The 23,902-nt window shown below is 49.0% G+C and carries 27 protein-coding genes; 19 read left to right on the top strand and 8 right to left on the bottom strand.

Annotation, left to right across the window (positions count from 1 at the left end):
• The first annotated feature begins 99 nt into the window (after positions 1 to 99).
• On the top strand, positions 100 to 495 hold the full coding sequence (locus AC50X8_RS00920; RefSeq protein ID WP_056029495.1) for a DUF1499 domain-containing protein: 396 nt from the start codon (positions 100 to 102) through the stop codon (positions 493 to 495).
• A 70-nt stretch (positions 496 to 565) separates the two neighbouring features.
• Here the strand turns inward: AC50X8_RS00920 and tpx are convergent, their stop codons facing one another.
• On the bottom strand, positions 566 to 1,084 hold the full coding sequence (gene tpx / locus AC50X8_RS00915; protein ID WP_056029492.1) for a thiol peroxidase: 519 nt from the start codon (positions 1,082 to 1,084) through the stop codon (positions 566 to 568).
• A gap of 94 nt (positions 1,085 to 1,178) precedes the next feature.
• Between tpx and AC50X8_RS00910 the strand changes: the two genes are divergently transcribed.
• Positions 1,179 to 1,835 carry a rhomboid family intramembrane serine protease gene (locus tag AC50X8_RS00910; RefSeq protein WP_056029489.1) on the top strand — a complete coding sequence of 219 codons (657 nt, stop codon included), beginning with the start codon at positions 1,179 to 1,181 and terminating at the stop codon, positions 1,833 to 1,835.
• Between the two features lie 25 nt (positions 1,836 to 1,860).
• Entirely contained in the window at positions 1,861 to 2,769 is a 909-nt protein-coding gene (gltC, locus tag AC50X8_RS00905; RefSeq protein ID WP_494858312.1) for a glutamate biosynthesis transcriptional regulator GltC, read from the top strand.
• A gap of 155 nt (positions 2,770 to 2,924) precedes the next feature.
• On the opposite strand, the gene AC50X8_RS00900 is transcribed toward gltC, so the two are convergent.
• Together AC50X8_RS00900 and AC50X8_RS00895 are read right to left on the bottom strand one after the other, a co-directional pair.
• The gene (locus AC50X8_RS00900; RefSeq protein ID WP_056029483.1) at positions 2,925 to 3,608 is read right to left on the bottom strand and encodes a zinc metallopeptidase; all 684 of its coding nucleotides are present in this window, start codon (positions 3,606 to 3,608) and stop codon (positions 2,925 to 2,927) included.
• A gap of 66 nt (positions 3,609 to 3,674) precedes the next feature.
• Positions 3,675 to 4,124, bottom strand: coding sequence for a MerR family transcriptional regulator (locus AC50X8_RS00895; protein WP_494858314.1), 450 nt, complete (start codon positions 4,122 to 4,124; stop codon positions 3,675 to 3,677).
• Positions 4,125 to 4,468: 344 nt separating this feature from the next.
• On the opposite strand from AC50X8_RS00895, the gene AC50X8_RS00890 reads away from it, so the two are divergent.
• The 3 genes from AC50X8_RS00890 to AC50X8_RS00880 are packed head-to-tail and all read left to right on the top strand — an operon-like array spanning position 4,469 to position 7,693.
• Positions 4,469 to 5,839, top strand: a complete 1,371-nt coding sequence (locus tag AC50X8_RS00890) for an ammonium transporter (RefSeq protein ID WP_494878138.1) — start codon at positions 4,469 to 4,471, stop codon at positions 5,837 to 5,839.
• Between the two features lie 34 nt (positions 5,840 to 5,873).
• The gene (locus tag AC50X8_RS00885) at positions 5,874 to 6,941 is read left to right on the top strand and encodes a DUF294 nucleotidyltransferase-like domain-containing protein (RefSeq protein ID WP_494878136.1); all 1,068 of its coding nucleotides are present in this window, start codon (positions 5,874 to 5,876) and stop codon (positions 6,939 to 6,941) included.
• A 17-nt stretch (positions 6,942 to 6,958) separates the two neighbouring features.
• Positions 6,959 to 7,693, top strand: coding sequence for a 3'-5' exonuclease (locus AC50X8_RS00880; RefSeq protein WP_099519672.1), 735 nt, complete (start codon positions 6,959 to 6,961; stop codon positions 7,691 to 7,693).
• Here AC50X8_RS00880 and AC50X8_RS00875 read toward each other — a convergent pair.
• Positions 7,680 to 8,105, bottom strand: a complete 426-nt coding sequence (locus tag AC50X8_RS00875; protein WP_494878134.1) for a M67 family metallopeptidase — start codon at positions 8,103 to 8,105, stop codon at positions 7,680 to 7,682. The genes AC50X8_RS00880 and AC50X8_RS00875 overlap by 14 nt on opposite strands.
• A gap of 197 nt (positions 8,106 to 8,302) precedes the next feature.
• Between AC50X8_RS00875 and AC50X8_RS00870 the strand changes: the two genes are divergently transcribed.
• Both AC50X8_RS00870 and AC50X8_RS00865 read left to right on the top strand, forming a co-directional pair.
• Positions 8,303 to 8,833 carry a TlpA family protein disulfide reductase gene (locus tag AC50X8_RS00870; RefSeq protein WP_056029464.1) on the top strand — a complete coding sequence of 177 codons (531 nt, stop codon included), beginning with the start codon at positions 8,303 to 8,305 and terminating at the stop codon, positions 8,831 to 8,833.
• 24 nt (positions 8,834 to 8,857) lie between these two features.
• Positions 8,858 to 9,769: a DMT family transporter gene (locus AC50X8_RS00865; protein WP_494878132.1), complete on the top strand. Its 912-nt coding sequence runs from the start codon at positions 8,858 to 8,860 to the stop codon at positions 9,767 to 9,769.
• A gap of 153 nt (positions 9,770 to 9,922) precedes the next feature.
• Here the strand turns inward: AC50X8_RS00865 and cimA are convergent, their stop codons facing one another.
• Positions 9,923 to 11,536 carry a citramalate synthase gene (gene cimA, locus AC50X8_RS00860; protein WP_494858326.1) on the bottom strand — a complete coding sequence of 538 codons (1,614 nt, stop codon included), beginning with the start codon at positions 11,534 to 11,536 and terminating at the stop codon, positions 9,923 to 9,925.
• A gap of 304 nt (positions 11,537 to 11,840) precedes the next feature.
• Between cimA and AC50X8_RS00855 the strand changes: the two genes are divergently transcribed.
• From AC50X8_RS00855 to AC50X8_RS00845, 3 genes are all read left to right on the top strand, one after another.
• Positions 11,841 to 13,109, top strand: coding sequence for a DNA polymerase IV (locus AC50X8_RS00855; RefSeq protein ID WP_056029456.1), 1,269 nt, complete (start codon positions 11,841 to 11,843; stop codon positions 13,107 to 13,109).
• Positions 13,110 to 13,240: 131 nt separating this feature from the next.
• Positions 13,241 to 13,474: a ferredoxin gene (locus AC50X8_RS00850; protein WP_046229957.1), complete on the top strand. Its 234-nt coding sequence runs from the start codon at positions 13,241 to 13,243 to the stop codon at positions 13,472 to 13,474.
• A gap of 671 nt (positions 13,475 to 14,145) precedes the next feature.
• Positions 14,146 to 15,555 (top strand): L,D-transpeptidase, encoded by a 1,410-nt coding sequence (locus tag AC50X8_RS00845; protein WP_494878130.1) that lies wholly within the window; start codon positions 14,146 to 14,148, stop codon positions 15,553 to 15,555.
• Here the strand turns inward: AC50X8_RS00845 and AC50X8_RS00840 are convergent, their stop codons facing one another.
• Entirely contained in the window at positions 15,556 to 15,696 is a 141-nt protein-coding gene (locus AC50X8_RS00840) for a hypothetical protein (RefSeq protein ID WP_172455573.1), read from the bottom strand.
• A 160-nt stretch (positions 15,697 to 15,856) separates the two neighbouring features.
• On the opposite strand from AC50X8_RS00840, the gene AC50X8_RS00835 reads away from it, so the two are divergent.
• The 4 genes from AC50X8_RS00835 (at position 15,857) to AC50X8_RS00820 (ending at position 18,966) form a co-directional block, all read left to right on the top strand.
• Positions 15,857 to 16,954 (top strand): quinone-dependent dihydroorotate dehydrogenase, encoded by a 1,098-nt coding sequence (locus AC50X8_RS00835; protein ID WP_056029447.1) that lies wholly within the window; start codon positions 15,857 to 15,859, stop codon positions 16,952 to 16,954.
• 18 nt (positions 16,955 to 16,972) lie between these two features.
• Complete coding sequence (yjbM, locus tag AC50X8_RS00830; protein ID WP_056029444.1) at positions 16,973 to 17,776, top strand: GTP diphosphokinase; 804 nt, start codon at positions 16,973 to 16,975, stop codon at positions 17,774 to 17,776.
• 86 nt (positions 17,777 to 17,862) lie between these two features.
• The gene (locus AC50X8_RS00825; protein WP_056029441.1) at positions 17,863 to 18,618 is read left to right on the top strand and encodes a pseudouridine synthase; all 756 of its coding nucleotides are present in this window, start codon (positions 17,863 to 17,865) and stop codon (positions 18,616 to 18,618) included.
• A gap of 135 nt (positions 18,619 to 18,753) precedes the next feature.
• A complete protein-coding gene (locus AC50X8_RS00820) occupies positions 18,754 to 18,966 on the top strand; it encodes a hypothetical protein (RefSeq protein WP_056029438.1) in 213 nt (70 codons plus the stop codon).
• A gap of 92 nt (positions 18,967 to 19,058) precedes the next feature.
• Here AC50X8_RS00820 and AC50X8_RS00815 read toward each other — a convergent pair whose 3' ends face one another.
• Entirely contained in the window at positions 19,059 to 19,151 is a 93-nt protein-coding gene (locus tag AC50X8_RS00815; protein WP_081418580.1) for a sporulation protein YjcZ, read from the bottom strand.
• Positions 19,152 to 19,415: 264 nt separating this feature from the next.
• Positions 19,416 to 21,158, bottom strand: coding sequence for a DEAD/DEAH box helicase (locus tag AC50X8_RS00810; protein WP_494878128.1), 1,743 nt, complete (start codon positions 21,156 to 21,158; stop codon positions 19,416 to 19,418).
• Between the two features lie 218 nt (positions 21,159 to 21,376).
• On the opposite strand from AC50X8_RS00810, the gene AC50X8_RS00805 reads away from it, so the two are divergent.
• The 4 genes from AC50X8_RS00805 to AC50X8_RS00790 all read left to right on the top strand — a co-directional run bounded on the left by AC50X8_RS00805 (position 21,377) and on the right by AC50X8_RS00790 (position 23,827).
• On the top strand, positions 21,377 to 21,577 hold the full coding sequence (locus AC50X8_RS00805) for a YwbE family protein (RefSeq protein ID WP_056029433.1): 201 nt from the start codon (positions 21,377 to 21,379) through the stop codon (positions 21,575 to 21,577).
• Between the two features lie 12 nt (positions 21,578 to 21,589).
• Complete coding sequence (locus tag AC50X8_RS00800; protein WP_056029431.1) at positions 21,590 to 21,892, top strand: hypothetical protein; 303 nt, start codon at positions 21,590 to 21,592, stop codon at positions 21,890 to 21,892.
• Positions 21,893 to 22,060: 168 nt separating this feature from the next.
• Entirely contained in the window at positions 22,061 to 23,323 is a 1,263-nt protein-coding gene (locus AC50X8_RS00795; RefSeq protein ID WP_494878126.1) for a GNAT family N-acetyltransferase, read from the top strand.
• A 27-nt stretch (positions 23,324 to 23,350) separates the two neighbouring features.
• Complete coding sequence (locus AC50X8_RS00790) at positions 23,351 to 23,827, top strand: VanZ family protein (protein WP_056029424.1); 477 nt, start codon at positions 23,351 to 23,353, stop codon at positions 23,825 to 23,827.
• The last annotated feature ends 75 nt before the right edge of the window (positions 23,828 to 23,902 follow it).

Raw genomic sequence — 23,902 nt, 5'->3', positions numbered from 1 at the left:
AGACTCTGCTGCGCTAACACGCTCAGGGTTCTTTTTTTGTGTAACAAAACATGTTAATATAGATATTACATACAAAGATGCTGGAGGGGGAGATCGTTTTTGTTGAAGCGGACCGTAATCGGGCTGCTGCGCAGTCATGAACAAACAGGCGATAAAGCCAAAGACCCGATGCTCAAATCCCATTTTTACAAGTTGTCCAAGGAAAAGGCTTGGGAAGAAGTCGTATCTACGCTGAAGAAAATGCAGGGCTACAAGGTGCTGCATGAAGTGCAATCGGTTGGAGAGATTGTGCTGGAGAAGCGCACGGCTTTCGGCCGAACGATGGACATTACGGTGTCGGTCATTAGCGTGAATCCGGTAAATGCAGCCGTTGATATTTATTCGGCTTCCAGAGGCTCATTTGGCGACCTTGGCTCGAACTACCGGGTTATTCTTGAGCTTTATCGAACGCTGGACAAGAAGCTCTCTGCTTTTAAGACGACCGGAAACTCATAAAACGTACAAAAAGCGAGGAAGGTTTCCCTTCACTCGCTTTGTTTGTGCAGATAAAAGATTGTATACTGGATTATACGAGCGCTTTAGTTGCGTTAATCGCTGCTTCGTAGTTAGGGTGCTCTGTCATTTCTGCCAGGTACTCCACATATTGAATCGTATCATTGGCATCGATTACGAAGATCGAGCGCATATCCAGGCCGAATTCTTTAATGTAAACGCCATAGGCTTCGCCAAAGCTTTTTAGTTTGTAGTCTGACAGCAGCTCGACTTTATCAATGCCTGCAGCACCGCACCAGCGAGCTTGGGCGAATGGCAGGTCTGCGCTGATTGTAAGTACAGCAACGTTGTCGCCAAGTGTAGCAGCAGCTTCATTGAAGCGGCGAGTTTGAGCGTCGCATACGCCTGTATCAATAGAAGGAACAACGCTGATTAATTTGATTTTACCAGCATAATCTTTCAAGGATACGCTATCAACGAGTGTTTTGTTCACTTGAAAATCAGGAGCTTTATCGCCAGCTTTCAATTCTGGTCCGACTAGTGTAAGTGGATTGCCTTTAAATGCGGCAGCTCCAGCACGTTCTTGAGACATGAATAACGTCCTCCTCAAAGTTAAATGGTCAATACCCATTTATTATAATCGGAGTTCGGCAATATTGTCCAATTTTAGAGCGGGGGAATTCCTAATGATTTTTTTAAGATACGAAAGCTTTCGCGTTTATTTAAGATCTTATCCGGTGACTTCTGCGATAATCGCGTTAAATACGCTCTATTTTATATTTGTTGCTTTAAATGGCGGAACGACTAACGGAGAAAACTTGTACCGCTGGGGCGCCTTTTTAACTTTTCATGGAGATCCATACGGGCTGTTGGAGCCATGGCGCTATTTAACGTCCGTCTTTATGCATGGAGGCTTTCAGCACCTGCTTTTTAATATGTTTGCCCTGCTTGTGTTTGCGCCGCCCTTGGAGCGTCTGCTGCGCTCTGTGAAGTATGGTGTTTTTTATTTGCTTTGCGGGCTGCTCGGCAATTTGTTCAGTGCGGTTATTACGGTTATGACAGAAGGTGGCAATGGGGAGTTTGTCCATTTGTCAGTGGGAGCATCCGGTGCGATTTATGGCGTTTACGGGGCGTATCTATACTTGTCGCTGTTCCGTAAAGCTTGGCTGGATGATGGCTCGCGCAAAACCGTATATATGATTTTGGGAGCAGGTATCATTTATTCCATTATTTTGCCGACAATAGATTTATGGGCGCATGTTGGTGGCGGCCTTGCCGGCTTCCTCATGTATGGTTTATTCGATCGGGCAATGGTTCGCAGGCAGCGGATCGTCCGGAGATAATGTTTGGATAAGATAAGGAGAGATCATGGAACTTCGTCAGCTTTATTATTTCGTCAAAGTAGCGAGAAAAGAGCATGTGACACAGGCGGCGGAAGAATTGCATGTTGCTCAGTCTGCTGTGAGCCGTCAAATTCATCAATTGGAGGAAGAGCTTGGCGTAAAGCTTTTTTTACAAAAGGGCAGAAATTTGCAATTGACGCCTGTAGGTCATTTGTTTTTGAAGCGGGCTGAGGTCATATTGGCTGATTTGGACCGGGCTGTGGTTGAAATACATGAATTTCTTGACCCGGAAAAAGGGGAAATTCGGCTTGGCTTTCCGCATAGCCTCGGTGTATCCTTAATTCCGCAGGTTGTAGCTGCTTTTCGCAAGCATCATCCGAATGTGAAGTTTCGCTTTCGGCAGGGGATGTATCCGTCGCTTATACGAGATATGGTAAAGGGTGAGATTGATCTTGCTTTCATTTCTCCTTTTCCGGATGAGCATGAGCATGTATGCGGGCAGGTGCTGCTGACAGAGGAGCTTTATGCGATATTGCCGCCAGCACATGCTCTCGCTGGGGAGAGCTCGATTCGATTGAGCCAACTCAAGGATGAGACGTTTGTATTGTTCAGCGAGGGTTATTCATTGAGGCCCATCGTATGGGAAGCGTGCCAGGAGGCCGGATTTACACCGAAAATCGGCTTCGAGGGCGAGGAGACGGAGACGATCCGCGGGCTTGTCGCCGCTGGTATGGGTGTCAGTCTGCTGCCCGCAATGGCGCTTCATCATACAGGCATTTTACAGCCAGCTAAAGTGCGGGTGGAGCAGCCGCATGTGACTCGCAATATCGGCATCATTCATCGTTCTAATGAGAAGCTGTCGCTCGTTGCGAAGGTGTTCCATGGCTTTCTGCTGCATTACTTCGATGAGATGAAGCAAGAGGAATTAAAGTAAGAACCGCTATATGCAGAATGAAAAAGAACCGCTGCAAGTACCAGTTTTATTCTGGTCGTTGCAGCGGTTCTTTTTGTGTAAAAGGAAAGTGGGCCAGCCTAATGCTTTGGCTGGCCCACTCATCTGTGTTGATCGTGTATTGCTCTGAAAGCAAGTTATTCCCGGTTCGATGATGTGAAGATCATAATATATTTTAAGAGCTCCAGCAGGGAGATAAGCGCGGCTGCTACGTAAGTTAGGGCGGCCGCGTTCAGAACTTTGGCAACTCCGCGTTCTTCCTCGTTCGTAATAAAGCCTTCGGCAATCATAATGTGGCGCGCTCGATTGCTTGCATTAAATTCAACGGGCAGTGTAATGACCTGAAAGGCTACTGCTACGGAGAAGAAGATGATGCCAAGACCAATCAGATTAGCCTGTTGAAATAAAAATCCGGCGATCAGCATGAATGGGGCGATGCCCGATGCAATGTTAACGACCGGAAAAATGCGATGGCGCAGCACCAGCATTGGATATTTCGCCTGATGCTGAATCGCATGGCCAACTTCATGGCAGGCAACGGACAAAGCGGATATGGAGTTTTCATAATAAACATGCTCTGAAAGTCGTACTTTGCGTGATATAGGATCATAATGATCGCTTAGCGTGCCCCGTACGGGTTCAATTTGTACATGCTGCAGCCCATGGGCATCCAGCATTTTGCGTGCGGCCTGATAGCCGGTTAGTCCGCTCATGGAGCGAACGGTAGACCAAGTTTTGAACGTTCCTTTAACCCGAAACTGCGCCCAAATCGATAAAGCGAAAGCGATCAGGATGAGGATGTCCATTTTGTGAAAAAACATAACGTCATTCCTCCAAATGATAAATTTGACTTTCCGATCAAGGGGCGAAGCTTTTATTGTATATCTCTACATAAAATTCCCCTTGTTTAGCAGCAGCATAAGCGCTTCTATACAAGCTGCCGTTTGCGGCATGATACGAGTGTAGAGCCTGTTGGCTTGGCGAGGCTTCATTTGCTTGATCACTGGCTCCAAGTCTTTAACCTCTCGTTCCAGCTCGCTTAGACGAAGCTGTAGATCGGTCAGCTTGCGCGATACCTGCTCTTCAGCAGTTATGCTGTCCCATGCTGCTAGCGATTGTTTAATTTCTTCAAGCGTGTGCTTGCTTTGCTTCATTTGTTCAATACGTTTCAAGCGGATCAATGTTTCAGAATTATACAAACGGTAGTTCGTCGAAGAGCGTTCCGCCGGTTCAATAAGTCCCATTGAAGTATAATAGTCAATTGTTCGCGGACTGATGTTGGCCAGTTTGGCGAGTTCTCCAATTTTATAACGTTCAGCAGATTCCAATCCGTTCACCTTCTTTCCTCTATCTATATATGTCTATGTTTAATGATAATCGTAAAGTAACCATACAGTCAAACGTGTTACATAGATAGGTAAGCTAAGGGCAATTATGCCTAGGAAGCTGCTTCCTATATAGAAGATGAAAAGTACAAAGATTAAACCCCATCACGCTAAAAGCTGCCATGACCAGGCAAGTACTGTGAAAAAACTTAACATTAACCGCTTTCTTAAGGTCGAATGTTAGATTTTTTTCGAAAATAGAATAAAACGTATTGTCAAATGCGACTCTACTGACTATAATGACATTAAGTCTTTCCTGAAATGTTAGGAAACATAACGTATGGGGAGTGGTCGTAATGATTAGAAAGATGTTATTCACACTAGGGGCAATGTGCTTAGTATTCCCGGCAATGGCTTTTGCGAATGACCCATCCAATGCAACATTGAATATGGGTATCGACTCCTTATGGGTCATGGTAGCATTCGTGTTAGTTTTGCTCATGCAAGGCGGATTTATTCTTTTGGAAACAGGTTCTACCAGAATGAAAAATGCCGGCCATGTTGCAGGCAAAACGATTTTCACAGCTGGTCTAGCAGGTTTGGTTTATTGGGCGATCGGTTATGGTATTGCGTTCGGAACGGCTAATGCCGATGGCGGATCAAGCAGCTTTATCGGCTGGGGCGATTTCTTCTTTAATCCAGCTATTTCAAGTGTAAATGATGAGCTTCCAACAACTATTTTCTTCCTGTTCCAACTAGCTTTCGCAGCAGTATCGCTTTCCATCGCATGGGGCGGCTTTGCGGAACGTGCTAAATTGTCCTCATACCTTATTTTCACCGTTATCTACATTGCTGCGATCTATCCGGTAGTTGCTCACTGGATCTGGGGCGGCGGCTGGCTTGCAGCAGATGGTGCACAAGACTTTGCCGGTTCGACGGTCGTGCATTTATCCGGCGCATTGGCAGCTTTGGCAGCAACCATTCTACTTAAACCTCGTATTGGAAAGTTCAACAAAGATGGCTCTGCAAATGAAATTGCGGGACATAACCAAGTGTATACAGCACTATCGGTTTTGCTTCTGTGGGTCGGCTGGTTCGGCTTTAACGCAGGCAGCACGGTGAGCATTGGTGACGGCTTCTTCGGTTATGTTGCTTTTACAACGATGCTTGGAGCAGGTGCAGGTGCTGTTTCCTCGCTGCTGATTTCGTGGGCTGTAACAGGCAAAGCAGATATTACAACTACCCTTAACGGTACTCTTTCGGGTCTGGTTGCAATCACAGCTTCCTGTGCATTCGTTGATCCATGGGCAGCTGTCGTAATTGGTCTAGTAGCAGGTGTGCTTGTATTCTACAGCGCGAAGTTTTTCGAAAAAATGAAAATCGACGATCCGATTTATGCAATGTCGGTTCACGGTGCAGCTGGTATTTGGGGTACGCTGGCTAACGGTATTTTTGCAACACAAGCATTGGCTGACAAAGTGGGCGTAGGCCAAGGCGGCTTGCTTGATACAGGCAGCTGGAAACAATTATGGGTTCAATTCGAGAGTGTTGTTGTATGTGGCGCATTTGTTCTGGCAGCATCGTTCCTGGTACTTGGCATTATGAAGCTGGTAATGGGCTTCCGTGTAACAGAAGAGCAAGAAATTGTAGGTCTTGACCTCAGTGAGCATGGCGCTTATGGTTATCCTGAGCAAATGAAAAAAGCAGGTCAAAACCTGCAAGGTTAATAATATAAGGGCGATTCAAAGGGGAGAGACTCGGATGACGGACCCTGTACATGTAAAGCTGCTGGAGCAGTTAAGCTTGGCCGAAGAGGCCGGCACGCTGCGCAGCTTGCGGGATCAGGTACATGATCGGATGAAGGAAGCTCTCCTTGCAAGCCCTGTCGAACAGTTTAATGAACAATTGAATGAGATGCATGATACGGTGATCAGCCGGGCAATTGCACTCGCAGAAGCGGAAATGGCACGGATGGGGAAGGGTTCTCCTCCCGTGCCTTACGCCTATTTATTATTCGGCAGCGGAGGCAGGGAAGAGCAAACCTTGTCCAGCGATCAGGACAGCGGCATTGTTTATGAGTATGCGGCTGATGATGAGTCGGATGTGCAGCGCTATTTTTATGAATTGTCCGCACTCATTGTCAGTTATCTTCAAACGGCGGGATATCCTCCATGCGAGGGAGAAGTGCTTAGCAGTAATCCCCAGTGGTGCAAATCGCTGTCAGCATGGGAGGAGCAAATTAACTCGTGGTTTAAGGAGCCAAGCTGGGAGGCGGTCCGTTATTTGCTAATCATAGCGGATGGACGCTGCATTTTTGGAAGTCAGCTGCTTATGCGGCGATTCAAGGATATTTTTTTCACCGACATGCTGGCCACGCCGATTATTATTAGACGCATGCTTGAAAATACGATGCGCCACAAAATGCTGCTCGGCGTATTCGGCCATTTGCTGAAGGAGCAGTATGGAGAGGATGCAGGCAGTCTGGATATTAAATATGGCGCCTACATTCCGATGGTGAATGCCATTCGGCTGTTGTCGATCCAGCGAGGCATTCGCGAGTCTTCTACGATGGATCGCATGCGGAGGCTATTGGAAGAAAAGGAGCTCTCGGAGCAGGAAGCCAAGCAATGTGAGCAGGCTTTTCTCTTTTTTCTCAGGCTCCGGCTGTTATCGATTGAAAGCTCGGAAAATGGCTGGTATGGCAACAATGGCAAAGTGGCTTCTCGCAAGCTTACTAAAGAGATGAAAGATGAATTAAAGAAAAGCTTGCGGTTCGGAAAGAAGCTGCAGCGCAAAGTGTATAAAACCACGATGGGAAGGCTTGTGTAAGGCGGTGGATGGAGACTATGAAGGAACCTAAAGGCGTGGGACGGATGTGGAGCTTATATAAAATGGGCGGCTTTACGCCGGCCATAGCCTCTATGCTGGGATCGCAAAATGCCCAGCAAATGGCTTTTATTCGCTCTGTCAACAAAGAGCAGCGCAAGCAATCCCCGCTTGACATGCTGCTTAGGGAAATGGAATTTATCGTGTTTGACTTGGAGACAACGGGATTTTACCCGTCAAATGGCGATGAAATTATTTCCTTTGGCGCCGTATTAATGCGTGGGAGCGAAATTTATTCGTCGGAGACGTTCTACAGCCTCGTTAATCCGAAGCGCCGTATTCCCCGGGCTATTGTGGAGCTGACAGGCATTACGAATGAAATGGTAGAGGATGCCCCCGATTTGATGCAGGTGCTGCATGATTTCATGGAGTTTGTCGGCAAGCGGCCGCTCGTTGCCCATGCTTCCGGGCATGATAAGCAATTTCTCAACGCTGCGTTATGGCGAACGTCGAAAGTGAACTTAAACCATCGCGTATTGGATACGATGATGGTTGCCAAGTGGCTGGAGCCGAAGCGTGATAGCTATGCGCTGGATGATTTGCTGGAAGACAGCGGCATTACGATTACACAGCGGCATCACGCGCTGGAGGATTCTTTAATGACGGCAGAATTGTGGCAGTCGTATTTGCGGCGTATTTTTGAGCGGAATATAAATACGCTCGGCGACCTGTATGCTTATCTCAGTCAGCGATAGCCCATTGCGCTGGCTGGAAGCATCCGTTCATGTAGCAATAAGCCTGTATTTCAGGCTGCAAAGGCTGCTGCAAAGAAATAATCCAATAAGACAACAATAGATTATCCGTATGGATGCCCAGCTCATCTGCAGTTGAAGGGTGGGGCGGCGACGTTGGGTGAGAATGGAAGAAGCCGAGCAGCGAGTGCCGGCTTTTTTGCATGCGGTAATAAGCCTTTACCCAATCATCTGGTGCGAAAGCAAAGGCGGTAGCAGGGGACGGATGGACGTTGGAAATAGCAGCCACGTCGATTATTTTGCCGATGTCTTGTTCACCTGTCAAAATGCCGCAGGCTTCCCTAGGAAGTGCTTCAAGGCATGAGGCAATGAGGCGATCATAAGCTTGTGTTGTTATATGTAGTTGCGGCTGCATGCAAATGCCCTCCCGTCAATCCTATATCGTATATCGAATAGGTATGATTTGATTTATTTTAACCCAAAATAAAAGGGGAAAACACGGCAGATATGACGGTTTAATGAAGGAAGAGGCGTTTTTGTTGAGCTTATCTTGCCGGCCGTGTTACGATGGAAGCAGGTAAAAGCATGAAATTGGCAGGAGGATTTTGGAAAATGAAGAAGGCGTCCGCATGGTTTATAGTCGCTTTTGTGCTGGCTGGCTTGGCTATTTCGCAATATATGGAGAAAGACAGCGCAATTATTTCTGCTTCCGGGGATTTTAAGCCGAAAGCGGGATATGCTGCCCAGCAATTCGAGCTTCAGGCGTTGGATGAGCAGATGTACAAAGTCGGGGGAGAGCAGGGCAAGCTTAGCTTTGTGAATTTTTGGGCGTCATGGTGTGGTCCCTGTGAGCTGGAGGCGCCGGATTTGCAGGAGCTTCATGAGAAGTATGGGGATAAAATCGCAATGTATGGCGTGAATTCTACCAAGTTTGATAAAGAGCGCGCAGCAAGGCAATTCGCCCTGGATCATGAATTCACATTTACCATTCTGATGGATCGCGAGGGAGATGTCACGAAGGAGTATAAGGTGAATACTTTTCCAACGACATTTCTAATTGATTCCAAAGGTGTTATTCGGGAAAGAATCAATGGCGTCATTCCGCTATCGGAGTGGGATCGTCTCATTGAAAAATATTCATAAGCAATTAAGGGAGCCTGCAAGATCGTGAATACTGAACAGAAGAAATTATGGCTCCACCCTTATGTATGGCTGCTTATTGCTGTTTTGGCTGTAGCGATATCGTCGATTATTATTAAGTTTTCGAGTGCTCCTTCCTCGGTGGCAGGTATGTACCGGCTGTTCATTACCGTCGTTATTATGCTGCCGCTTATACCGTGGAAGGTGTTTCGGACGATTCGTTTAACCCGCAAGGAGTGGATGATTTTAAGTTGTGCCGGTTTTTTTCTCGGCCTGCATTTTTTGCTTTGGATGGAATCGCTGAAATTTACGTCTGTAGCAAGCTCTATGGTATTTATTACGCTGCAGCCCATCTTTGTGATGCTAGGCTCGTTTCTTCTATTTAAAGAGCGTCAGGCGATAGCGGGCAGCCTTTGTATGGCTGTAGCGGTACTAGGTTCCATCATTATCGCATGGGGCGATATCGGGGTGTCGCGTGAGGCATTATTCGGCGATTTATTGTCCTTGCTTGGAACGATGGCGGTTGCTGTGTATATGATAGCTGGGCAAAAGATCAGTGGCAGGCTGCCTTCAAATCTGTATAGCTTGATCGTATTTTTGATTGCAGGAATAGTCATGTTCATTTACAATCTCGTCAATCAAATTGCTTTGACGGGGTATGCTGCGCAGGAATGGATGTATTTCGTCTTGCTGGCGATTATTCCGACTATATTCGGACATTTGGTGTTTAATATGCTGTTGAAGCATATTGGGGCTACGAACGTTTCAATGGCGATTATCGGCGAGCCGGTGTTAGCAATGATATTAGCTTATTTTCTGCTTAATGAATATTTAGGCACCGCGCAGTTGATTGGCAGCTTTTTGACGATTGCCAGTATGGGCGTGTTTTTCCGGCTGAAAGCTCGGCAAACGGCGGTTCGCGCTGAAGTAGGCGCATAAGAAATGCCTTAAGCAAAGCTGCCTGAAAAATAGCATTCCGAGCATTCAGACCGTTTATTACTGCACGAAAAAGGGCATTCCTGCAAGCCAGTTGTTACTTATGGCTTGAGGAATGCCCTTTATTATCGTTACAGTTGCCTATTATGCGCTGATTTAATGGTTTACTAATCCATGCTGCTCGGTTACAGGGGCATCAATAGCATCGGGTTTGCCCATGTTGAGCAGGGCGTAGCGAATGCCGTCAACCAACGCTTCCCAGCTTGCTTCGATTACATTGTTGGAAACACCTACGGTGCTCCACGTGTTGTCGATGCTGGTAGACTCTACAAGCACGCGCACTTTAGCGGCTGTAGCGTCTTTCTCGTCGATTACGCGAACTTTGTAGTCGGACAAATGAATCTGCTTGATTTTTGGATAAAACTGTACGAGCGCTTTTCTTAGGGCGTTATCGAGCGCGTTAACAGGGCCGTTGCCCTCAGCAGCGGTATAAACCTGCTCACCGCCAACGTTCAGCTTGACGATCGCCTCCGTGCGGAGCGCGCCTTGCGAGTTTTCCACCAGCATTTTAAAGGACTCGACTGTGAAAATTTCTTCGACCTCGCCAAAAGCTTCTCTAAGCAGCAGCTCAAGCGATGCATCAGCACCTTCAAATTGATAGCCTTGATGCTCCAAGTCTTTAATCCGCTCCATAATTTGCTTTGTTTTGTCGTTGTTGGCGTTCACATCGAGGCCAAGCTCCTGGGCCTTGGAGATGATGTTGCTTTGGCCTGCCAGCTCGGAGACGAGAATGCGCTGTTTGTTGCCAACGAGTTCTGGCGCGATATGCTCATAGGTTTTGGAATCCTTCATAATCGCCGAGACGTGGATGCCGCCTTTATGGGCGAAAGCAGCATTGCCGACATAAGGCTGGCCGACAGGCATATGAACGTTGGCAATCTCACTGACAAAACGTGCGGTTCCTGTTAGCAAGCTCAGCTTGTCATCCGGCAAACAGTTATATCCCATTTTAAGCTGCAAATTTGGAATAATCGAACAAAGATTGGCATTGCCGCAGCGTTCGCCATATCCATTGATCGTTCCTTGGATTTGACGGGCTCCGGCTTGCACGGCAGCAAGCGAGTTGGCAACCGCCAGCTCACAGTCGTTGTGCGTATGAATGCCGATAGGAGCATTCAGCTCGGCGCGAACGCGCGATACGATTTCATGAATTTCGCCCGGCAGCGTGCCGCCGTTCGTATCGCAAAGCACGAGCCAATCCGTTCCCGCTTCCTGTGCCTTGCGCAGCACCGCCAGTGCGTATTCCGGGTTATGCTTGTAGCCGTCGAAGAAATGCTCCGCATCAAACATCGCTTCAATCCCGTTATGCTTCAGGAAAGCAAGCGAGTCGTAGACCATAGCTATGTTTTCTTCAAGTGTCGTTTGCAGAGCGGTGTGTACGTGAAAATCCCATGACTTTCCGACAAGCGTTGCTGCAGGAACGCCGGATTCTTTAATTCTGAGCAAATTAGCATCTTGGTGAGCCAGACTGAACTTGCGTCTAGTGCTGCCGAATGCCGTAATCTTCGCTTGCAAATTATAGGCTTTAATGCGCTCAAAAAACTCAATATCTTTGCTATTGCTTCCCGGGTTGCCGCCCTCAATATAATGAACACCTAGTGCATCAAGCTTCAAAGCGATCTTCAGCTTGTCCTCCGCTGATAGGCTTATGCCTTCTCCTTGCGTACCATCACGCAGCGTCGTGTCAAAAATAGTTAAATTCATTGTCATGGCCAGAAGGCCTCCTTCTTCACTGATAGCCTTTACAATTATAATGAATTATTATAACACTAGTTGACTGGAATGTAGAGAGCAGCCCTTACTTTTTTTAAATATAAGAATGTATAAGTTTCACCCTCGAAACGGTAGCCTTGCCGCCAGAGGACGGCGAAACCCGTTTACGCTTGTGACTTTTGCGGTTCTCAGCTGTTCAATTGACTTGCTACAGCGGCAGCGGTATGCTGATAAGTACAAATAAACAACGGTGGAGACATTGCGTTCAGGCGGATCTCCTCGCAGGTGGTGGAAACTTACAATGACGAATACGAATGAGCATTATCCGGCGAAGGGCCGCGTCATTTTGCATCTGGATATGAATGCCTTCTACTGCTCTGTCCATGAGGCGGAGGAGCCGGATAAATATAAAAATAAACCAACAGCCGTTGCTGGCAGCGTGGAGCTGCGCAAGGGCATTATCGTCACCTGCTCATACACTGCCAGAAAGCTTGGGGTCAAGACGGGCATGACGGTGCGGGAGGGGCTTAGACGTTGTCCTGAACTCATCCTTATTCAGCCGGACTTCCATTTATACCGCAAATATTCACGAGGTTTCATGACGCTTGCCAGAAGCTATACAGATTTGGTGGAAGCTGTTTCTATAGATGAATGTTATATGGACATAACCGGATCAAAAATATTCGGAACGCCGCTGGAAATTGCCAGCGTTTTGCAGGAGCGTATCCGTACGGAGTGGCAGCTGCCCAGCTCCATTGGCATAGCCCCGAATAAGCTGCTGGCGAAGATGGCCTCGGATATGAAAAAACCAAATGGGATGACGGTGCTGCGGCTGCGGGATGTGCCCGAGCTGCTATGGGACAAGCCGTGCGGCGATCTATTCGGCATTGGGAAAAAGACGGCAGACAAGCTGGCTCGGCTCAATATTCGCACAATTGGACAGCTTGCCCAGACGGATGAACGGCTGCTCATTAAGCAGTTTGGCGTCGTTGGAGCGTGGATGAAAGGGGCAGCGAATGGCATTGACCACTCTCCTGTGAATGGAGAGCGGGAAGTGAACAAGTCGATCGGCCATACGACGACGCTGCCGAAGGATTTTATCGCAAGGGAAGATATTCACCGTGTTCTGCTTAATTTATCGGATCAGACAGCACGGCGGCTCAGACGGCAAAAACTGATGGCGCTTACGGTGCAAATTACGGTTCGCAGGCCGGATATGACGACCATCACCCGTTCGAATACGTTTCGCTCGCCAACGCATGCGATGGAAGATATTTTTCAGGAAGCGTGCCGCTTGTTCGACAAGCATTGGCCGGAGGGAGAGCCGGTGAGGCTGCTGGGAGTTACGCTGCAAAATTTGTCGCCTGAGGTGGATACAGCGGTCCAGCTGGATTTGTTCAATTATGAGGAGCAGCCGCGTAAGGAAGCGCTGACAAAGGCGATGGACTTGCTGCGGGACAAGTTTGGCGAGGATGCGGTGCTAACGGCGGGGATGCTCAGCGATGATCCTTCCGCACTTATTCGCAATAAGCGGTTGCGGGGCACTTCGCTGCAAAAGGAAGATTTTTAATCGCAGTGTCAGGTTGCCAAAGGCTGAATGATGGTATATATTGATGAATGAAGCTTTATTATTATGATGTCATTAACGGAAGACAAGCTATATAGCGGCATTATTCCGTCACTTTATGGGAGGTATTTTGAATGGCTAAGTACACTTGGGTAGAAAAGGATACTTGTATTGCATGCGGCGCATGCGGCGCAACGGCTCCTGACATTTATGATTACGATGATGAAGGTCTGGCAGAGGTGATTTTCGGCAACGACGGCAATAAAGGCTGTGTTGCAATCTCGGAAGATCTTTATGACGATATGCAAGATGCAGTAGACGGCTGCCCGACGGATTCGATTAAAATCGCGGACGCGCCTTTCAACTAAACCCAGCTTAAACTTAAACTCCCCAACTATGCAGAAGTTGCACTGCGTAGTTCGGGAGTTTTTTTGTGTGCGAAGAGGGCTTTAAATAGAAGGTCGGCAAAGCCGTTTGCACTTGAAATAGAAGGAAGGATAAGGCTGCCGCGTATCCTAATACTTCTATTTCTACGCGAAACGAGCTTTTGCCACCGAAGGATGGCAAAGCCGTTTGCACTTGAAATAGAAGAAAGGATAAAGCTGCCGCGTATCATTATGCTTCTATTTCTACGCGAAACGAGCTTTTGCCACCGAAGGATGGCAAAGCCGTTTACGCTTGAAATAGAAGGAAGGATAAGGCTGCCGCTTATCATTATGCTTCTATTTCTACGCGAAACGAGCTTTTGCCACCGAAGGATGGCAAAGCCGTTTACGCTTGAAATAGAAGAAAGGATAAAGCTGCCGCTTATCATTATGCTTCTATTTCTACGCGAAACGAGCTTTTGCCACCGAAGGATGGCAAAGCCGTTTACGCTTTAAATAGAAGAATGGATAAGGCCTGCACATATCCATAATGCTTCTATTTCTACGTGAAACGGGCTTTTGCCACCGAAGGTCGGCAAAGCCGTTTGCACTAGAGTCAAAAAAAAGGTAAATGTTGCCGATATAGTGTTATTGGACTTTGAGGGGGGTTAATGATGGAGCAATTAGAGGATAACCTCTATCTAAAGCAATATGTTAGAAATCATCCTGACAATAAAATGGCGTGGTATTTGCTGGGCAAGCAATATTTACAGCTGGATAAAACGGCGAAAGCGAATTATTGCTTCATTCAAGCAGGAGAAATTTACGAGGCGTTTGAGCGCAAGCCGCATCCGCTGGCCGAAAGCCCGCAGGAAATGCTGGAGGAATGGAATCGCCAGCAGCGTAAAAAACGGACGATTCGCCGCGCGATTATGGGAGCGATTTCGCTTGTGCTGCTGCTAATGGTTATGCCTTCAAACGCAAGCCAGCTGGCTGATCTCGCTGCGGCAGAAGCGAATGCTATTATCGATGCACCCATTGATCCAACCTTCGGCGTTGTGTTGACGGACAAGGGTGAGCGCAATCCAATTGGAAGCGCTTGGGAAGAGCTGCTGTCCTGGTCCAAGCGGCCGTCTGAAGCGGCTGTAGTCAAGCTGGAAGAGCAGGAAGGCTGGCGTAAATGGACAGGCAATCGCAAGCTGCTGATGTCGGTGGAGCAGCAGTCCGATTATGTACCGATGGAAGTTAAGATGCTTGATGGCGGAGTATGCAGCTGCAAGCCGGCTGATGCTTCTACGGTGAAAACGAAGTTCATGGCTTGGAGCGAGCAACAGGAGGTTCGTTGGACGCTTGCCAGCGCCATCTATCAGTACAAGCGGATGAACGAGAAGTGGCCGGAAAAGCTTGATGATCTCATTAAGCCCTATCCCAACAATGTTTTGGCTGGTGACGCATCTGGCATGAAGGAGATGTTTAAGCCGCTAGTTGCTGCAATGAAAACGGATCAGTCAGGGACGAAACCGCCTGCGCAGCAGCAAAAAGATGAGGGTGAAAAGCCGCAGACTGATTCAAGTCAACGTCAATCGAAGTTTTTGCAAAGCAATTCGGATCAACTAGCCGGCGGAGTGGATGAAACCTGGCGCAAGCCGCTCGAAATCGTCGTTGATAAGTCAACGCACAGGCTTGCGGTTGTAAGTGGCGACATTATCGTCCGCAGCTTTAAGGTGGGGCTTGGCGGGGATAAAACGCCAGAAGGCAGCTTTTATATTAGCGAGAAAGTGAAAAATCCAAATGGGCGCGATAATGGCCAGTTCGGCAGCCGAGGGATGACGCTTTCCAGTACGCTTTATGCCATCCATGGCACGGATGAGCCGGATAGCCTCGGTCAGGACGAATCGCTTGGATGCATTCGGATGGGGAAGCAGGATGTAGAGGAGCTGTTTGATCTGGTACCGATGGGGACGGTCGTAAAAATTAAAAACGGGACTCTGCCGTCCGAAATTTCGGAATCCAAGGAGCGCTTCAAGCTGAATCCGAGTCAGGACGAGACGAATCCCGGTAAAGTGTATCACTGGCTGGGCTGATTAACCGCTAACCAACAACAAGACGGTGACGGCGACAATGACAACTCCAACAGCAGCACCTATCCAGACGAGTGCTTTCTTATTAACTTCCTCTGGCGCTTTTGCTTTCACTGTGGGTGGTTTGCGTTTGGGTGAACTCATGGCAATCAACCTCTTTCTAAATAAGTAAGGAATATAGTCATATTGTAATCGTTTTCGGAAAGAGCCGCAATAACAAAGGAGCAGTATTGCCCTTTTCTTTTCTGGGCAAAAACGCTACACTATTGGGTAGGACATTTATTGTAGATCGGAGTGAGTGTAATTGCTTTATTCTTCATTGGGTAAGCCGATATTTTTTCGAATGGATCCAGAGAAAGCCCACCATTTGGTTATCGATGGTTTGCATGCTGCTGGGCGCGTACCTGGCATGACGAGCATCATGCATGCGATGTACGGGGTAAATGAGACGCCGGAGCTTGCCGTGGATTTATTCGGCATTCATTTTCCGCATCCGATCGGGCTTGCGGCAGGGCTGGATAAGAACGCGAAGGCGGCAGACGGATTTTCCAGCATAGGCTTTGGCTTTATGGAAGTAGGAACGGTAACGCCGAAAAGCCAGCCAGGCAATGAGCAGCCGAGACTATTCCGTCTTCCGCCAGATGAAGCGCTGATTAACCGGATGGGCTTCAATAATGATGGCGTTGATGCGATGGCAGAGCGGCTGAATAAGCGCAAAATACACCGCATCCCGCTCGCTGTCAATATTGGAAAAAACAAAGTAACGCCCAATGAGCTTGCGCATGAGGATTATCGCTTATGCATTCAGGCGCTGTATGGGCAGGGAGATTTTTTTGTCGTCAACATTAGCTCGCCTAATACGCCGGACTTGCGTGCGCTGCAGCATGGGGATGAGCTGAGACTGCTCCTTGATACCGTTTTGGAGGAAATCAGGCAGCAGGCGTCGAAATCAGGTAAAAGCGCGAAGCCAGTGCTAGTCAAAATAGCTCCGGATATGACGGATGAGCAGCTTAAGCTGACGGTAGCAACCATTAAGGACAGCGGCGTTTCCGGCATTATTGCGACGAATACGACCGTGTCACGCACTGGACTTACTCATTCGAACGCTGGGGAAATGGGCGGCCTCAGTGGCGTGCCAGTGCGCGAGCGATCGACGGAGGTTATTCGTGCAGTTTACCGTCAGACGGAGGGCAAGCTGCCGATCATTGGCTCGGGAGGCATTTTCACTGCCGCTGATGCATACGATAAAATCCGCGCTGGGGCCTCGTTGGTTGAAGTATATACGGCCTTAATCTATAAGGGCCCAGGCTTGCTGCGTGAACTGACCAGCGGCTTGAAAGAGCGCTTGCGCAAAGATGGCTACCGCAGCATAACGGAGGCTATCGGCGCAGACCATAGATAAGATGAGGAGGCGGCCCTGATGGATGGACGAGACTGGAATCTATTTTTACAGCCATACGAGCAAACAGTTGAAGAACTCAAAGTTAAATTTAAAACGCTGCGCGTAGAGCTGAAAAGGCGGGAATCCTATTCGCCAATTGAATTTGTCACAGGCCGAGTGAAGAAGGTTTCGAGCGTTTTGGAGAAGGCAAGGCGGCTGCATGTGCCAGCGGACCAGCTGGAGCAAGGGATTGAGGATATTGCGGGCATTCGCATTATGTGCCAGTTCGTCGATGATATTCACCGGGTTGCCGGATTAATTCGTTCGCGCAAAGATTTAAGGCTTGTGAATGAGAAGGATTATATTACGAATTACAAGGATAGCGGTTATCGCAGCTATCATATGATCGTGGAATATCCTGTCCAAACGGCGCTCGGTCAGAAAAAAGTATTGGCAGAAATTCAGATTCGCACACTGGCGATGAATTTCTGGGCGACGATCGAGCACTCGCTGAACTATAAATATAAGGAAAGCCTGCCTGAGGACGTGCGTCTGCGTCTCAAAAAGGCGGCGGAGGCAGCCTCATCCCTAGATGAGGAGATGTCGAGCATTCGCCATGAAATTTTGGATGCGCAGCGCGGCTTCGAGGAAAGCTCGAATGTTGTCAGCAAAGTGCTCAGCACGATACAGGATCTTTATTTTTACCACCGTGTCCGGGAGGCAGCCCAATTTCAGATGAAATTTAATGAAATGTGGGAGCAGGAGGATTTGTTTGGGCTCCAGCAGCTTGCTCTAGACGTTGAAGCGGCGGTTTTGCGGGCGAAGAAAGGTACGCAAAGCTAATAACAAACCTCCAGTGGCGCACAAGCGAGCGCCTTTGGGGGTTTGTTGCATAAAGAGGGAAGCAGATATTTGAAGGAGAGATCGTTTTGGCAGCAAAAATAAGGCTGGACAAGCTGTTGGCCCATACGGGCAACGGCACGAGAAGTGAAATTAAAAAATTCGTGAAGCAGGGGCTCATTACTGTTGACGGAGCTGTAGTCAAGGATAGCGGCATGATCATTAATCCCGAAATGCATGAGGTCAGGTTTGAAGGACGGCAGGTCAATTACCGGGAATTTGCTTATTTTATGATGAACAAGCCAGCAGGAGTCGTATCGGCCACGGAGGATCGCAAAGACGAGACGGTCATCGATTTGCTCGAAAATGAAGATCAAGCGATCCAGCCTTTTCCGGTCGGACGTCTGGACAAGGATACAGTTGGCCTGCTGCTGTTGACCAATGACGGACAGCTAGCCCACGAGCTGCTGTCGCCGCGCAAGCATGTGCCCAAAACGTATGAGGCGGTCGTGCGAGGCAATGTAGGCCGTGCCGATCAGGATCAGTTCGCTGCGGGCGTTGAGCTGGATGATGGGTATGTGACGATGCCTGCCCGTTTGAATGTACGGAGTCAGGAACAGACGGATGCTGGCGTTATGTCGATGATTACGCTAACGATTATGGAAGGGAAATTCCATCAGGTGAAGCGGATGTTTGAGGCAGTAGGCAAACAGGTTGTTCATTTAAAACGAGTGGCCATGGGCCCTCTGGCGCTTGACACTGAGCTGGAAGAGGGAAGCTACCGCGAGCTGACAGAAGGCGAGCTGGAGCTGCTTCGCACTTATCGACGGACAGATTTGCAATAATGACGTGCCATACAAAATAGCATGTAAAGGTTCAACATAAGCATAACAGTGGCAGCTTTCCAAGCATGATGAATGAGACAATCTGTCGGCATCATAGGGTAGGTTAATAAATACCATTCCTGAGGTGATTGCTGCTTGCGCGTCCAAACCTTTAAAGTATACGTCATTACTTCAGCAGATATTAGGCGTTTCATCCTAATTGAAATCGTAATCGGCATGCTGACATACAATGTGGGGCTTAAGCTGCTTCATAACGCTATTTTGGCAGGAACGTTGAGCTTTGCAGGAACCGAGAGTATTAAGCGGAGCTTGCGGCTGATCAGGCGTAAGGGTGAAAATAAAAAGTGAGCTTTGCTCCTTGCATAGCAGGAGCAGTAAATCGCAGAAAAAACCGCCGGGAGCACGAATCCTGGCGGTTTTTTTACGGTGTTGGGTTAGGATTAGTACAAAAATCCTTTAGTTATGATGACCAGAAGAATAAACAGGACCAGGATGGCACCCGTCGATGTGAAGCCTCCATGTACACCAGACATGCTAATTCCTCCTGTACAGTTAATTTCCGGCTTAGGGTGCTGCTTCATTTAAATGGTCTTTTCCCTGCCGCTCGGTATACAGTATTGTATGTTTTTCGCCCTGTTTGGAATGGACTCCTGTCATGGGTCATTTATAATTGGGCGCTAGTAAGGCCGCTAACTCCGGCGGTTTATGATGGATGTTACTGAGGCGAATGCCTGGGAAGGATGAAAAAAGCAGCCTTCGCCGATAGGAATCGACGGAAAGCTGCTTGAAAGGTAAATTTATCTTTTGCGACCGCGACTGTTTCCAGCTCCGCCGCCACGGGAAGGGCTGGATCCACGGCTGGAACCGCCTGAGTTGCGACCGCCGCTGCCATAACCAGAGCTGCGTCCACCAGAACTGCGTCCGCCAGAGCTGCGTGGTGCACCTGAGGAGGAACGTTCGCTGCGCTCACCGCCGCCAAAGCTGCGAGGACCGGCAGGACGTTCGCTGCGCTCACCGCCGCCGAAGCTGCGAGGACCGGCAGGACGTTCACTGCGCTCACCGCCGCCGAAGCTGCGAGGACCGGCAGGACGTTCACTGCGCTCACCGCCACCGAAGCTACGCCCTCCATTGCCGCCACGCTTGCTTCCAGTATCGCCGCCGCTTGCTGCTTCCCATGGGCTGCCGCCGCCGGACTTGCTTGGAGCTGTTGACCGTTCAGCCTGCTGCCCACGGCCTCTGCCGCCAGCTTGCTGGCGTCCGCGTCCACCGGAGGATTCGCCGCCTCGGCGAGCTTGCTGGCCGGATCGTCCCGAATCGCGTCCGCCACGTGCTCTGCCGCCGCGCTCTGACGAGGACGAATCTCCGCGGCCATATGCTTTGGCTGGAGCTGCTGAGCGTTTCGTGCTGTCAGCTGTTAATTGGCCTTCTTCATCAATCGTAAAGCGCTGCAGCGAAGCATCAATGCTGCGCTCAATATGAGCAACAGCGCCGCGATCATGCGGCGAAGAGAGAGTTACCGCTGTACCGCGCTGTCCTGCACGACCTGTACGGCCGATACGGTGAATATAAATTTCCGAATCCTGCGGCACATCATAGTTGTATACATGGGTGACGCCTTCTACATCAAGCCCACGTGCAGCGACATCCGTTGCGACGAGAATTTGCAGCTTGGCATCGCGGAAACGCTTCATAACTTGCTCGCGCTTCGCTTGCGTCAAATCGCCGTGCAGCTCGTCCGAAGGAATGCCCTTATCCTGCAGGGCAGCATTCAGTTTTTTGGCCCGCACCTTCGTCCGGCAGAAAATAACGGCCAAATAAGGGTTATGCTGCTCAATCAGCTGCATAACGGCACGTTCACGTCCGCGATCTGTCGTTTCAATGACGAATTGCTTAATGTTGTCCAGCGTTACATGAGTGCTTTGAATACGAATATCGACCGGCGTATTCATATAGTTGGCAGCAAGGCGTTTAATCGCTTCTGGCATCGTAGCCGAAAACAGCATCGTCTGGCGAGCTCTAGGCATATGCGCGATAATGTTCTCGACCTCTGGCAGGAAGCCCATATGCAGCATTTGGTCAGCCTCATCAAGCACGAGCATTTTCAGCTTGCCCAGGTTGATCGTCTCCCGGCGAATATGGTCAAGCAATCGTCCAGGTGTTGCTACAACGATATGGGGAGCATTGTTCAGCTTGCGAATTTGTGCGACAACATCCTGCCCGCCGTAAGCAGCTAGCACCGTAGCGCCAACGGTCGGAGCAAGCTTCGTCAGCTCGCTCGTAATTTGAATAGCGAGCTCACGGGTTGGAGTCAATATAAGCGCCTGCACCTGTTCCTTGTGCACTTGAATGCGCTGCAATATAGGCAAGGCAAAGGCAAGCGTTTTGCCTGTTCCGGTTTGAGCTTGGGCAATGACGTCTTGTCCCGCAAGCAGTACGGGAATCGATTTCTTTTGAACCGGGGTTGGCTCGGTAATTCCGTTCTCATGGAGACGCGAGGCCAGCTCCGGCATGACGCCCATTGCAGTAAAATCAGTTGACATTAGACAATTTCCTCATTTCATAAAACATCGTTTGGTGTTAAGTATAACAGGTTGTACCCATCATGTGCATCTTTCCTGCACATATGCTATGCTATTTTGAAGAAAAGTATAAAATATTTCAAGGTGAAACGGCTGTAGCCATCCTCTGGCGGCGCAGCGCTGTCTTAATCAAGTGCATACTTTGGTCACTACGCTTTTTTGAAAAGGAAGGTTAACGTATGAACGGAACGAATCGCGCGGCAATCAAGCCGGGCCAGCAGGTCGACATTGTGCTTAAGCAGGATCAGCGTACAGGCAAGCTGACGAGAGGCATCGTCAAGGATTTGCTGACGAACTCCGGCACGCATCCGCATGGCATTAAAGTTCGGCTGACGGACGGGCAAGTAGGCCGCGTTAAGCATATTTTACCAATGGAATAAGGAGATGGACGGGTGGCATTTGGCATATCCAGAACCGAAATGAATGCTTGGAAGGAACGGGTGCAAAGCGGCGAAATCGCTTTTTTGACGCATTATTGGCTGGACCCGCGCTTTCCGGGCATGAAGACGGTAACGAAGGTAGGCTGCTCCAATATAGACAAGCTGGCGGAATGGTGCACGTCCTATGGGCTCGATCCCCGGTATATTCACTACCGCGACAACTATCCGCATTTTGATCTGTTTGGGCCTAAGCAGCGTCCAATCTTAATGGCGGAGCAGCAGTTCGACCAAATAACCCGCTTTAGATTGCTTTAATGGTAATTGGAATGGCATTGCCGCCGTCAGGGCGGCTGTTTTGCTTCGACAAGAGGGCGGGATGATTGCAGGGCATGCAAATTGCGAGATTTTATTTTACAAGTTTTAATGAAACGAATTGTAGAAAAAAGTTCAAATATTGGTTAGCAAAGCGAGGGAGAACGGTTCATGGAGCAGGAGCAGGAGCAGGGAAAACAGCAGTTGCTCAAGTATTTTCAAGAATGGATTACGTTTGTGGAAGGGCTGGAGCAGCGAGAGGAAGCGGTGTGGGAGCTAAGCTTGGCTCCGGGAAAATGGTCCGTTCGCGAAGCCGTCGCTCATATTGCGCTTTGGGATCGTTATTTTCTTACGACGGCAATTGAGAGATTAAGCCGGCAGCAGGAGCTGACGCTCAAGCATTTGGATTATGATGCATTTAATGAAAATGCCCGCCTGTATGGTCGTTATACTTCGATTGCGAAGCTTATCAGGCAGACGATTCAAGACCGTGAAGCGATTGTTGGGATCATCCAAGCTTTGCCGGAGCAGCATTATGCGGCTGAATACATAGACAGCGATGGGCATCCATTCCGGCTGCAGGGATACTTGACAGATTTTATCGCTCATGATCGGCATCATATGGGCCAGATAAAGCAGCTTTTGGACAGCGCCGCATTAAAGTCGTTATCTGAGGAGCAGCTGCATCTCAAGCTGGAGGAGCTGTCGATGAATGCTTGGCCTGCGCTTCAGGTGCTGATGTATGAGGGGTGGCAGCTGCGTCTGGCGAATGGCTATACAAAACGGTCAAACTCCATCGTGCCAGCAGCCTGCAGCGGGGAAGTGCTTTCGCACAAAATCACCTATGGCGAAGCTTTTTATACGGCGCGTGGAATGGATACGGCCTATAAAATCACGCCATTCTCCCAGCCGCCGGAGCTGGATGAGACGCTCGCGCTGCGAGGCTACGACAAAATAGATCCTGTCTATGTCAAGACGGCGCCCCTTGCTCAAATGCGAGAACCGGCTGGCGGGCTGGACGTTCGCATAGACACTTTTTTAAGTGAAGCTTGGCTGGAAGCCTATATGTCGATGGCGAAGCATACCGATGATGAGCGGGAGACGCTTAAAAAAATGTTCGCATCACCGCCGTTTCAGACGGGCTTTGCTGTGCTTTATGTAGAGGGAGTGCCCGCGGCTTGCGGTATTGGCGTGATGGAGCGAGGATATATCGGTCTGTATGCCGTCGTGACCTCACCAGTTTTTCGCAGGCGTGGATTTGGCGAGCAGCTTCTGCTGCATATTTTGCAGTGGGGCAAGGAGAATGGGGCGGAGCACAGCTATTTGCTCGTTACGCATGCCAATGATGCGGCTAACCGCTTGTATGACAAGCTAGGCTTTACGCTGCAATATAACTACTGGTATCGGGCGAAAAAATTACCGGCGTCCCATTAACCCGGGCGAAGTGGAGGGGCGATTACGTTGAAGCAGGCAGGCGGAAAATTCGATTCCTTTACTCAAAAAGTGACAGCCGTTCTTATTTTCGTTTATACGATATGGCTCATTTATGCAATGTTTTTTGGCTTTGGCCGGCAGGCGAGAAGCGGTACTGTGCTGCGATATAATGTCATTCCTTTTTCAACCATCAAGCTTTATGTAACGAACTTTCATCATATGCCCTTTATCGATTGGATCATTAATATGGGCGGTAATATTGTCGTATTTGTACCCTTTGGCTTGGCGCTTCCGATTGTTTTTCGCTGGCGGCTGGGCAAGGTGCTGCTGTCGTTTGTGCTGTTTATTACGCTGCTGGAAGTGCTGCAAATGCTTACGAGGCGCGGCAGCTTCGACATTGATGATATTCTCATGAACAGCGCAGCTGTTGTTCTTGGCTATGGCATTGTTTTCTGGTTTCGGAAGCTGGCAGTTGGCAAAAGAGGCATTCAAAGAACCTATTGATGATTCCATTCTATCGGGGGACATCAGGGGACAGAAACAGCGCCCCGGACTCTCTTAATAAGAGAAGGCCGGGGC

This window comes from Paenibacillus sp. JT22N15, assembly GCF_059383755.1.
This window is presented reverse-complemented; position numbering and strand designations above follow the sequence as displayed.

What these genes read in the sequence shown, in the direction of transcription:
- gltC (WP_494858312.1), top strand. Translation starts at nt 1,861, where the DNA reads ATGGAACTTCGTCAGCTTTATTATTTCGTCAAAGTAGCGAGAAAAGAG.
- AC50X8_RS00900 (WP_056029483.1), bottom strand. Translation starts at nt 3,608, where the DNA reads ATGTTTTTTCACAAAATGGACATCCTCATCCTGATCGCTTTCGCTTTA.
- AC50X8_RS00840 (WP_172455573.1), bottom strand. Translation starts at nt 15,696, where the DNA reads ATGAGTTCACCCAAACGCAAACCACCCACAGTGAAAGCAAAAGCGCCA.
- tpx (WP_056029492.1), bottom strand. Translation starts at nt 1,084, where the DNA reads ATGTCTCAAGAACGTGCTGGAGCTGCCGCATTTAAAGGCAATCCACTT.
- AC50X8_RS00870 (WP_056029464.1), top strand. Translation starts at nt 8,303, where the DNA reads ATGAAGAAGGCGTCCGCATGGTTTATAGTCGCTTTTGTGCTGGCTGGC.
- AC50X8_RS00845 (WP_494878130.1), top strand. Translation starts at nt 14,146, where the DNA reads ATGGAGCAATTAGAGGATAACCTCTATCTAAAGCAATATGTTAGAAAT.
- AC50X8_RS00795 (WP_494878126.1), top strand. Translation starts at nt 22,061, where the DNA reads ATGGAGCAGGAGCAGGAGCAGGGAAAACAGCAGTTGCTCAAGTATTTT.
- AC50X8_RS00815 (WP_081418580.1), bottom strand. Translation starts at nt 19,151, where the DNA reads ATGTCTGGTGTACATGGAGGCTTCACATCGACGGGTGCCATCCTGGTC.
- AC50X8_RS00855 (WP_056029456.1), top strand. Translation starts at nt 11,841, where the DNA reads ATGACGAATACGAATGAGCATTATCCGGCGAAGGGCCGCGTCATTTTG.
- AC50X8_RS00850 (WP_046229957.1), top strand. Translation starts at nt 13,241, where the DNA reads ATGGCTAAGTACACTTGGGTAGAAAAGGATACTTGTATTGCATGCGGC.
- cimA (WP_494858326.1), bottom strand. Translation starts at nt 11,536, where the DNA reads ATGACAATGAATTTAACTATTTTTGACACGACGCTGCGTGATGGTACG.
- AC50X8_RS00885 (WP_494878136.1), top strand. Translation starts at nt 5,874, where the DNA reads ATGACGGACCCTGTACATGTAAAGCTGCTGGAGCAGTTAAGCTTGGCC.
- AC50X8_RS00805 (WP_056029433.1), top strand. Translation starts at nt 21,377, where the DNA reads ATGAACGGAACGAATCGCGCGGCAATCAAGCCGGGCCAGCAGGTCGAC.
- AC50X8_RS00890 (WP_494878138.1), top strand. Translation starts at nt 4,469, where the DNA reads ATGATTAGAAAGATGTTATTCACACTAGGGGCAATGTGCTTAGTATTC.
- AC50X8_RS00875 (WP_494878134.1), bottom strand. Translation starts at nt 8,105, where the DNA reads ATGCAGCCGCAACTACATATAACAACACAAGCTTATGATCGCCTCATT.
- AC50X8_RS00910 (WP_056029489.1), top strand. Translation starts at nt 1,179, where the DNA reads ATGATTTTTTTAAGATACGAAAGCTTTCGCGTTTATTTAAGATCTTAT.
- yjbM (WP_056029444.1), top strand. Translation starts at nt 16,973, where the DNA reads ATGGATGGACGAGACTGGAATCTATTTTTACAGCCATACGAGCAAACA.
- AC50X8_RS00810 (WP_494878128.1), bottom strand. Translation starts at nt 21,158, where the DNA reads ATGTCAACTGATTTTACTGCAATGGGCGTCATGCCGGAGCTGGCCTCG.
- AC50X8_RS00880 (WP_099519672.1), top strand. Translation starts at nt 6,959, where the DNA reads ATGAAGGAACCTAAAGGCGTGGGACGGATGTGGAGCTTATATAAAATG.